The organism is Chelativorans composti, assembly GCF_039541695.1.
Taxonomy (GTDB): Bacteria; Pseudomonadota; Alphaproteobacteria; order Rhizobiales; family Rhizobiaceae; genus Chelativorans; species Chelativorans composti.
This window is the reverse complement of record NZ_BAABGS010000053.1, coordinates 1-10,077: the sequence shown is the minus strand read 5'-3', so window position 1 is coordinate 10,077 and position 10,077 is coordinate 1. Positions and strand designations below refer to the sequence as shown.

The following is a 10,077-nucleotide window of genomic DNA, read 5'->3' as shown; positions in this document are numbered from 1 at the left end:
CGTGACGATCTCGTCGGGCTTGTGTCGCTTGTTGGCCATTGTGGTCCTCCTTCATGGTCAAAACCATACTTCAAGGTGGACCCGTTCAATGGGGGTGGATCATTCCGGTCGGGCCGGCGGGGATGATGCCACCGTCTGCGGAATACCTGTATCTCTTGTACGGACTCCGCATCCTGTATCTCGCTAGCGCGCTGCCTCAGCTAGTTCATCGATCGCCAAAGAACGAATTTTCCCGTTGGAAAGCTTGAGAGGTCCAACGGCCTCACCGCGTGTCCGCAGCGATGTGGAATTTAGGGAGGCCCGCCGGCTGGTATGCGGGGACGGGGAAGTTTCACCCGTGCAGGCAGCCGGGGCAGTATACCCGATGTGCACAAGGACTTCCGTCCGAATGTCCGCGTGCGCCGAAGAGGCAAAACCAAATATGCTAACTCTTGTGCATAAACGTAGACGGCGCAAAAAGCGTCTGCCCGGCAGGTGGATGAACCGGTCTGCATGCGGGAGAGGCGGCCGCTGGTAGCGGCGGCGAGGCGACTGTCGGTCCGTTCCGCCCTGCGGCTCCCGGAGCGGCGAAGGCATGGACGCGCCCTCCGGAAACCCGGGTATCGCCGGTCATGGCGTATTGCCCTGTTTCCGCGGGGCTTGCCGGCTGGCCGCCTCGGCCTCCTCCGCATGGCTCGCCGGGGCTAGTCCTCAGTCCATGCGGCCAAGATATCCCTCCATCAGCGCCGGGTCATTCGCGAGGTCCGCTGCCTTGCCGGACTTCCGGATCTCCCCGACCTCGACCAGGTATCCCTCGTCGGCGATTTCCAGCGCTGCCCTCGCGTTCTGCTCCACCAGCAGGATCGACACGCCGGTATTGCGCAGTTCCCCGACGATCGCCAGAATGTCGGCGACAATCTTGGGGGCAAGTCCGAGGCTGGGCTCGTCAAGCAGCAGCAGGCGCGGCTTGCTCATCAGGGCTCTCGCCAGTGCCAGCATCTGCCGCTCGCCGCCGGAAAGCGTTCCGGCCAGTTGCTTGCGCCGTTCGGCGAGCCTTGGAAAGCGCTGGTAGATGTCGTGCTCCATCGCCTCCCGTTCGCTTGCCGCGCGCAGGAAGCCGCCGAGCCGGATGTTGTCTTCCACGGTCATGGACGAGAACAGCTCGCGCCGTTCCGGCACCAGGCAGAGTCCGGCCGCTACCCGCGCTTCAATCGAGCGAGGCACCGGCTTGCCGTCGTATTCGACGGTTCCCGTGTACGGCACGAGACCCATGATTGCGTTCAACATCGTGGTCTTGCCAGCGCCGTTGGCGCCGATCACCGTCACGATGCTCCCTGGCTTCATGGACAGCGAGACGCCGTGCAGCACCTCGGCCTTGCCGTAGGAAACGTGGACGTCGCGGACTTCGAGCAGCGTTTCGCTCATGCCACACCTCCTAGGTAGGCGGCGATGACCGCCGGATTTTCGCGCACTTCCTGCGGCTTGCCTTCCGCGATGCGGGTGCCGAAGTCCAGCACCACCAGGTGGTCCACCAGTCCCATGACGAAGCTCATGTCATGCTCCACGAGCAGGATGCTCATGCCTTCCTCACGCAGCTTGCGCAGCAGTACGGCGAGCTCCTGCTTCTCGCCGTGGCGCAGGCCGGCCGCCGGCTCGTCGAGCAGCAGCACCACTGGGTCGAGTGCCAGTGCGCGCGCGATTTCGAGGATGCGGACCTGGCCGAGCGCGAGGTCTCCCGCGGGCCGGTGCATGTAGGGGCCGAGGCCCACCCGCTCGATCTGCCGTTTCGCCTCGGCCAGCAGCGAGGCTTCTTCCGGCCGGTCGAGATGCAAAACGCTCTTCACCACGCCGCTGTACCCGCGCAGATGCGCGCCGAGCGCCACGTTCTCGAGCACGCTCATGTCGGGCAGGATCTTCGGGTGCTGGAAGGTCCGCGCCACGCCCAGCCTGGCGATCTCGCGCGGCGAGAGTCCCGACAGCGGCTTGCCGTTGAACAGGATCTGTCCTGCGGTCAGGTGGTTCATGCCCGTGATCAGGTCGAAGGTCGTGCTCTTGCCGGCGCCGTTCGGCCCGATCAATCCCACGATCTGGCCGGCCTTGACCTCGAAGGAGACGTCGTTGACCGCCACCAGGCCGCCGAAGGTCTTGCGTGCCTTGTCGACGCGGATGAGCGGAGTGCCGGCCGGCACCGGCCGCCGCTTTTCCAGATCAGCCGCGGCCGGAGGCAGGGATGGCGGGCTTCCCGCAGGCAGCAGCCGCAGCACCAGCGGCCACAGCCCGTCGCGGGCAAGTTGCAGGATGGCGACGAGCAGGGCGCCGAACACGATCATCTCGAAGTTGGCGCTCGTGCCGATCAGCTCCGGCAGCAGGCGCTGCAGCGCCTCCTTCAGCACCAGCACCAGGCTCGCGCCGAAGATCGCACCCCACACGTGGCCAGCGCCGCCAACCACAGCCATCAGCAGGTATTCGATGCCCATGCTGATGCTGAACGGCGTCGGATTGATGGCCCGCTGCATGTGCGCGTAGAGCCAGCCGGCCAGCGCCGCCGTCATGCTAGCCAGAACGAACACGGTGAGCTTGGCCCGTGCCACGTTGACGCCGAACGCCTCCGGCGCCTGTCCGCCGCCCCGCAGCGCCCGGATCGCCCGGCCAATTCTGGAATTGAGAAGGTTCTGCGCGGCGAGGGCGGTAAGGATGACGAAGGTCCAGATCACGTAATAGATCGAGCTGCCGCTGAGGAAGCGGAAGTCGCCGATCGCAAGCGGCGGGATGCCGGAGATGCCGTCATGCCGGCCGAGCAGGTCGATCTGTCCGAACAGGTAGTAGATCGCGATGCCCCAGGCGAGCGTGCCGAGCGGCAGGAAGTGTCCGGACAGCCGCACGGTGATCAGGCCGAGCGGCAGCGCGATGATTGCGCCCATGGCAACCGACAGCGGCAGCGTAAGCCAGGGCGAGAAACCGTAGGCGGTCGTCAGCACGGCGGTCGTATAGGCGCCGAAGCCGCAGAAGGCGGCCTGTCCGAAGGAGGTGAGGCCGCCCACGCCGGTCAGCAGCACGAGGCCGATTGTCACCAGCGAAGCGATGCCGATGTTGTTGAGCAGGGTGATCCAGAACGGCGGGACGGGCAGGAGCGGCAGCAGCGCCAGCAGCATGAGCGCGCCCGCCACAAGCAGGAAACGAGAGGAAGGCGTCGTCATTCTAGTCATCCTCGTGAACCGCCGTCGTGATGGAGAGCCAGATCAGCACCGGAATGATCAGGCTGAACACGATGATTTCCTTGTAGGCGCTGGCGTAGAAGGAGGTGAACGCCTCGATGATGCCCACGCCGATTGCCGCCACCGCCGTGACGGGGAAGCTCGCCAGTCCGCCGATGATGGCTGCGACGAAGCCCTTCAGACCGATGATGAAGCCGGTGTCATAGTAGATCGTGGTGATCGGTCCGATCAGGATGCCTGACACGGCGCCGATGGTCGCAGCCAGCACGAATGCGGTGACACCCGTCAGCTGCGTGCGCACGCCCACCAGCCTTGCGCCGAGCCGGTTGATGGCGGTGGCGCGCAGTGCCTTTCCGAGCAGCGTATGCTCGAAGAAGACGTAAAGCCCGACGATGATGGCGATGGTGATCCCGTAGATCCACAGGCTCTGCGCGGTGACCGGCAGGAAACCAAGCATGTAGACGCCGTTGGAGAGCGGCTGTGCGCGCAGGCCCTCGGCTCCGAAGAACACCAGCCCCAGCCCCATCATGGCGAGGTGAAGGCCGACCGAAACGATGAGCAGCACCAGCACGGGGACATCCGCGAGCGGCCGGAAGGCGATGCGGTAGACATACATGCCCATGGGGGCGATGATGAGCACCGTCAGCAGTGCCTTGACGAGCGGGCCCGCCTGCAGCGGGGCCAGAACCAGCGCCAGTGCGTAGATCGCGCCCGGCAGCGCCAGGTTGATGGCTGCGCTGCGCAGAAGCGCTGCGGCGTTGTAGCGTCCGCGATATTCCCACAGATCGAGCAGGAAGGCAGCCGCGCCGAACACCATGAGCAGGATGGCGGTCGGTGGAAAGCGGCCCGTGTCGAGCAGCGAAAGCGTCATCGCTCCGTAGGCGACGAACTCGCCCTGCGGAATGAAGATCACGCGGGTGACAGAAAATACAAGCACGAGCGCAAGCCCCAGCAGCGCGTAAACGGCACCGCTGGTTAGCCCGTCCTGCATGAGGAAGGCCGCTATCGTGAAATCCAAGTCTTCCCCCTATTGAGCTCCAACCCCTCAAGATCATGACACCCGCCACAGTCGGCGAAAGGGCCGCACTTTCCTGCGCAATGGTGTCAGACGCGGCTGCCGCGACGGGCGGCAGCCGCTTCCGTCATGCCTACTTGATCAGCTTGAACTTGCCGTTCTCGACGGTGAGCAGCACGACGGCGCGCTCGTCCAGGCCGAGGTGGTCCTCAGGCGTATACTCGAACACGCCCTGGCTGGCCGGGAAAGGTCCGCCGCTCTCGATCGCGTCGCGCAGCGCCGCGCGGAACTCGGGCGTGCCGGGCTTGGCCTTTTCGAGGGCGATCGGCACGGCCTTCTTCAGGATCGCCATGGCGTCGTGGACATGAGCGCCGAACTGCGTGCGCGTGCCTTCGCCGAACTTGGCTTCATAGGCCTGCACGTAGGCGAGGCCCTCGGCCTTCGTGTCATTGTCGTCCGGCAGGTCCTCAGGCACCATCACCGGACCGGATGCGAACACGGTGTTGTTCGCCGCGTCGCCCGCGATGCGGATGAAGTCGAAGGTTGCCGCGCCGTGGGTCTGGTAGATGGGCCCGGTGTAGCCGCGCTCGCGCAGCGTGACCTGCGGCAGCGCCGCGCCGGTGCCCGAGGCGCCCACGAAGATCGCGTCTGGACGCGCTGCGATCAGCTTCAGCACCTGGCCGGATACTGACGTGTCGGGACGCGCGTAGCGCTCCTCGGCAACCATCTCGAGACCGTATTCGGCGCCAATCGCCTTGAACTGGTTGACCCAGAGGTCACCGTAGGAGTCGGAGAAGCCGATGTAACCGAAGGTCTTGACCCCATCCTCCTGCATCTTCTTGAACAGCGCGTGGGCGATCAGTCCGGCATCCTGCGGCAGCACGAAAGTCCACTTGGTCTGGTAGACATTCGGCGGAATGGGCGAAGCGGCGAGCTGCGTCACGCCGACCTCGTTGGCAACGCCTGAGATCGCGATGGACGCCGGCGTGAGTGCCGAGCCCACGATCACGTCCACCTTGTCGTCATTGGCAAAGCGGCGGGCGTTGGTCGTCGCGATCGACGGGTCACCGGCATCGTCGAGCACGATGACGTTGAGCTTCTCGCCTGCGATTTCCGTCGGCCAGAGCTCGACGGAGTTCTTGAGCGGAATGCCGAGCGCGGCGCCCGATCCCGTAGACGATACGGTCACACCGATCGTCACGTCTGCCATAGCCCCGGTCACCAGTCCCGAGACCGACAGCGCCGCCGCCAGTGTCATGCTTTTCAGCAAACGATAGTTCATGATGCTTCCTCCTCCCTGGAAAAACCAGTCCTCTCTCCTCAATCCGGCATCAGCCGGCTGTAATGACCTGCTCCCCTGAGCCGTACAGCTCTTCCACCAGCGCTTCCCTGTTGCGCAGGATCGCCCGCTGGTTCAGCGAACCCTTGTCCGTGACTTCCCCTTTGTCGAACCGTGGCGGCTCGGTCATGATCATGACGCGCATGACGCGGTTCGACGACGAGACGGCCGTCTTCTGGTGTTCGGCCAGCTTCTCCGCCAGCGCCTTTCGCACCGCCGGATGCCGGTAGACTTCTTCATCCGGAAGTTCCCTGTCCGCCTCCGGCAGCAGCGCGCGCAGCGCCGGCATGAAGGGCAGCACCAGCGCACCGAGCTCGCTTCGGTTCTCGCCAGTGATCACGGCATCGCGAATCAGCCCGCCGAACTGGTCGACGAGCTGGGCCCTGAGCTGTCCGACCGCCACCCAGGTGCCGGTCATGAGCTTGAAGTTCTCGGCCGTCCGCCCAGCGAAGTAGAAGCCTTTGGTCGGATCGTCCGGAACGGCGAAGCGCACGGCGTCGCCCAGTTTGTAGAAGCCTTCCTCGTCGAACGCCTGCGCGGTGAGCTCCGGATTGCGCCAGTATCCCGGCGTGATGTTCGGGCCCTTGAGCCGGATCTCGTACTTGTCGTCGAAGGGCACGAGCTTGACCGTGATTCCGGCCGCCGGAATGCCGACATTGCCGGGACGGTCCTGCGGTTCCGTGCAGTAGAGCGAGAAGGGCGAGGTCTCCGTGGCGCCCAGTCCGGTGCCCATCGGAACCCGGTAGCCCAAGGCCTGGACCGAAAGCTCTCCCAGCGCGTCCCAGGTATGCTGCGCAAGCCCCGCACCGGCATACATCAGCACTTTGAGATCCCTGAAGAAATTGTCCCGCAGCGCGGTGTCCTGGCGCATCGCCTGCACCAGCATGTCGAAACCGGCAGGCACGTTGAAATACCAGGTGGGCGAAATCTCCCGCAGGTTCCGGATCGTCTCGGAAATCAGCGCGGGCGTCGGTTTGCCGTTGTCGATGTAGAACGTGCCGCCGTTGTAGATGACCAGGTTGAACACCTTGTTGCCGGAGGCGGTGTGGTTCCAGGGCGCCCAGTCGACGATGACCGGCGGCTCCTCCCGCATGTAGGCGTAGCAGTCGGCCACCATTTCCATGTTGGAGCAGAGCATCCGCTGCGTCTGGATCACCGCCTTCGGCGATCCCGTCGTACCCGAGGTGAACAGGAACTTGGCGACCGTGTCCGGGCCCGTTGCATCGAAAGCGCGGTCGACCGCGGCGGTGACTTCCTGCCCGAACAGGTCGTCGAACATGAATGTCCGGCCTTTCCGTCCGGCCGCGGGATTGCGCGCGTACACGACCGGAATCATCGGGTCGAAAGCCGCATCGATGGCCTTCTGGAACACGTTTCCGTCATCCGTGAAGATCAGGCCCGGCGTGATCTGCTGGGCGATGTCCACAAGTTTCTGATAGTCCGTGGAAAGTGTCGCATAGGCCGGGGAGATCGCGGCCGAGGGAATGCCCACATGCTGCGCGCCCAGCGCCAGCAGCGCGTGTTCGATGGAGTTTTCACCGAGGATGATCACCGGCCGCTCGGACGAAAGCCCGAGGTCCAGCAGGAATTGTCCGATGCGCCGCACCTTGTCGAGCGCCTCCCGGTAGGTCACGCGCCTCCAGTCGCCGCTTTCGTCCCGCTGGGCCATCCAGGTGCGCTCGGGCGCTTCCTGCGCCCAGTGGATCAGGCGTTCGTTCAGGCGCTTGGGATACGGCCCGAGCTTGTCCTTGCGCCACACCAGAATCGTACCGTCCTGGCGCTTCTCCCAGTCCAGGACAGGTGTCCACAGCTTCACCCTATGGCTTTGCGTTCCGAGCATGCCTCCTCCCGAAAAGCTGACGAGGGAAGCGCCCTCCTCGCTGCGCTCCCGTGTTGTTTTTGTTTACAAGGAAACATATTCTCTGTAAATCGCAAGATGAATTTGTCGGCGATAACAATCATCGGAGTCTCTGAATGCCTGCCGTCGCGAATGCTGGCTTTGTCACTTACGAGCTGCGTGGGCCGGTTGCTCACATCGGTCTCAACCGTCCCGAGAAGCGCAATGCGATCAGCGACGCATTCGTTGAGGCGATTGCCGAGGTTGTGGCTCGCGCGGAAAGCGAGGCCCGTGCTGCGGTGATCTACGGCCACGGGGGGCACTTCTGTGCCGGTCTTGACCTGGCCGAACATGTCACCAAGAGCGCCATCGAGGGCGTTCGGGGCTCCCGTCGCTGGCATGAGGTGTTCTCGAAGATCGAGTTCGGCGCCATTCCCTTTGTGTCGGCGCTTCATGGCGCCGTCGTGGGCGGCGGGCTGGAGCTGGCTGCGTCGACCCACATCCGTGTCGCCGACCGCACGGCCTTCTTCGCGCTGCCGGAAGGCCAGCGTGGCATTTTCGTGGGCGGCGGCGGCTCGGTGCGCGTTGCCCGTCTCCTCGGCACCGCGCGCATGATGGACATGATGCTCACCGGCCGTGTTCTTTCGGCGGAAGAGGGTGAGCGTTGCAGTCTCGTTCAGTACCTGGTCGAGCCGGGCACCGCCCGGGAGAAAGCTCACGAGCTGGCCGAGATTGCCGCGAGCAACGCCGAGATCTCCAACTACGCCATTATCCACGCCTTGCCGCGCATTCAGGACATGTCGAAGGAGGACGGGCTGTTGGTGGAATCGTTTGTCTCGGCTATCACAGCGACAAGTCCTGAGGCGGAAAAGCGTCTGCGCGATTTCCTCGAGAAGCGGGTGGCTCGACTCAGGGCGCCTGACCAAACCTGAGATGGGCTGAATGGATTGTCTCGACGCTGAAACCGATACCGTACAGCTGGGCCGTCTGGCGGGAGACCTGGGCTTTCTGCTGCGTCTGGCGCAGGTGAAGGTTTACGAGCGCTATTTCCGCGAGCTTGGCGAGCAGCGCGTCAATCCGGGCGAGTTTTCCGTCCTTTGGGCGATCGCCCTCAACCCCGGCATTCGCCAGAGCGCCCTGTGCCAGCGGCTGATCATCAAACGGTCGCACATGGCCAAGCTCGCCAAGTCGCTGGAGGAGCGCGGTCTCGTGACGCGCAGCGTACCCGATGACGACAGGCGGGGGGTGGAGCTCACCGTCACGTCCAAGGGCCAGGCTCTGGTTGACGACATTGCGGACTGGTTCTTCGCGTTCGAGGACCGCCTTGGGTCGGGCCTGACGGCCGCCGAACGAGGCCGCCTGGTTCAACTTCTCCTGAAGTTCATCGCCACCGAGAACGGCGCCGCCTGAAACGGCGGATTTCCACGCTGCTTCGCCCCGAAACCGGTGAACTTGCCCGGCTGGGCCATCGGCCCCGCCAGCGTCCGCATCGCACATCGGCTGAAAGTTTGACAGCGAAGTTGAACCTCAATGGTTCATGGCGGTAGCACTTCCGGCCAAGGCAGTTGCATCGGTTCGGCGGCATTCTCAGTACATCGCCTGCGGGATGAACAGCACGATCTGCGGAAATATCACGAGCAGCATCAGGCAGACGACCATCGCGAACCAGAAGGGCAGGACGCCCTTGAAGATCGTGCTCATGGGCACGTCCTGGGCTATGCCCTTGACCACGAACACGTTCATGCCCACCGGCGGCGTGATCATTCCCATCAGTATGACCGCGATGACACCGAACCAGATCGGGTCGAAGCCCAGCGACATCATGGTCGGATAGAAGATCGGGATCGTTACCACCAGCATACAAAAAGGCAGGTGATGGCCGCTAACGGTTATATGCAGTGTGAGTTTCCGGCGCTTCCGGTGGTTGCGTTTCCGTATGCGCTGAGCGCCACCCTTCCGGCTGTTTCCGACATCTGTGACGAACTGGCAGATGTGTGGTTCCCGCCGCTTTGGTAAGGAAGGGTCATGCGCCTGTTGTGGATCATCATCGGCTTCGTCAGCGTGGGGTGCGGGGTTGCGGGCATCGTCCTGCCGCTTGTGCCGACCACGCCGTTCCTGCTGCTGGCGGCCTTCGTCTTCGCGCGCAGCTCGCCGCGCCTTCACGGCATGCTGCTGGATCATCCACGCATTGGGCCAATCATCAGCAACTGGAACAGCCACGGCGTGATCGACCGCAGGAGCAAGACGCTTGCAGTGATCATGCTGATCGCCTGTTTCTGCATTTCGCTGTATCTTCGCATTCCCGGATGGCTGCTGGCCCTGCAGGCGGTCATTCTGGGTGCGGTAGCCGTGTTCATCCTGACCCGTCCCGGCGCCCCGCGCGGCGATTAAGCAGTTACAGGAAAGTGGAAACCGGTTTTCCGTCCGGAACTGCGACAAGACAACAACTTGGACACTTCACGTTTCCGCGAAATCTGAACTGCTCCAGGCTCCCGCCGGTCCGCTTTCCAAGGGAGGGTGCTCCGGGATAATTTTCACTCCGCGCCTGCTTGGAACCCCGGTGCGGTTTCTGACGGGGGGCGTAACCCCGTGATCGGCCCCCACGGACGGGTCCAATTTGATTGTTAGTGCAATGATGGTGGTGGCGCCAGCGCGGGCGGCATCGCTGGTTGGGGTTGCAGGGCCGCCCGCG

8 protein-coding genes and 1 pseudogene are annotated in these 10,077 nt (G+C 64.0%); 3 read left to right on the top strand and 6 right to left on the bottom strand.

The genetic code is table 11. From position 1 onward, the window contains the following. Positions 1 to 915: 915 nt before the first annotated feature. The 5 genes and pseudogenes from ABD906_RS10380 to ABD906_RS10360 all read right to left on the bottom strand — a co-directional run. Positions 916 to 1,404 (bottom strand): annotated as a pseudogene (locus ABD906_RS10380) (ABC transporter ATP-binding protein); the annotation flags it as partial. Then, positions 1,401 to 3,176, bottom strand: a complete 1,776-nt coding sequence (locus ABD906_RS10375) for a branched-chain amino acid ABC transporter ATP-binding protein/permease (RefSeq protein WP_345099337.1) — start codon at positions 3,174 to 3,176, stop codon at positions 1,401 to 1,403. The gene ABD906_RS10375 and the pseudogene ABD906_RS10380, both read right to left, overlap by 4 nt. A gap of 1 nt (position 3,177) precedes the next feature. Then, the gene (locus tag ABD906_RS10370; RefSeq protein WP_345099336.1) at positions 3,178 to 4,212 is read right to left on the bottom strand and encodes a branched-chain amino acid ABC transporter permease; all 1,035 of its coding nucleotides are present in this window, start codon (positions 4,210 to 4,212) and stop codon (positions 3,178 to 3,180) included. Positions 4,213 to 4,342: 130 nt separating this feature from the next. Further along, positions 4,343 to 5,491 (bottom strand): ABC transporter substrate-binding protein, encoded by a 1,149-nt coding sequence (locus ABD906_RS10365; RefSeq protein WP_345099335.1) that lies wholly within the window; start codon positions 5,489 to 5,491, stop codon positions 4,343 to 4,345. A gap of 49 nt (positions 5,492 to 5,540) precedes the next feature. Further along, positions 5,541 to 7,388, bottom strand: a complete 1,848-nt coding sequence (locus ABD906_RS10360; protein WP_345099334.1) for a feruloyl-CoA synthase — start codon at positions 7,386 to 7,388, stop codon at positions 5,541 to 5,543. A gap of 134 nt (positions 7,389 to 7,522) precedes the next feature. Here ABD906_RS10360 and ABD906_RS10355 point away from each other — a divergent pair, with 134 nt between their 5' ends. Continuing rightward, entirely contained in the window at positions 7,523 to 8,317 is a 795-nt protein-coding gene (locus tag ABD906_RS10355) for a crotonase/enoyl-CoA hydratase family protein (protein WP_345099333.1), read from the top strand. Positions 8,318 to 8,327: 10 nt separating this feature from the next. Next, on the top strand, positions 8,328 to 8,795 hold the full coding sequence (locus tag ABD906_RS10350; RefSeq protein ID WP_345099332.1) for a MarR family winged helix-turn-helix transcriptional regulator: 468 nt from the start codon (positions 8,328 to 8,330) through the stop codon (positions 8,793 to 8,795). 177 nt (positions 8,796 to 8,972) lie between these two features. Here ABD906_RS10350 and ABD906_RS10345 read toward each other — a convergent pair whose 3' ends face one another. After that, positions 8,973 to 9,245: a TRAP transporter large permease subunit gene (locus ABD906_RS10345; protein ID WP_345099331.1), complete on the bottom strand. Its 273-nt coding sequence runs from the start codon at positions 9,243 to 9,245 to the stop codon at positions 8,973 to 8,975. Positions 9,246 to 9,410: 165 nt separating this feature from the next. Between ABD906_RS10345 and ABD906_RS10340 the strand changes: the two genes are divergently transcribed. Then, positions 9,411 to 9,776 carry a YbaN family protein gene (locus ABD906_RS10340; protein WP_345099330.1) on the top strand — a complete coding sequence of 122 codons (366 nt, stop codon included), beginning with the start codon at positions 9,411 to 9,413 and terminating at the stop codon, positions 9,774 to 9,776. Positions 9,777 to 10,077: the final 301 nt, after the last annotated feature.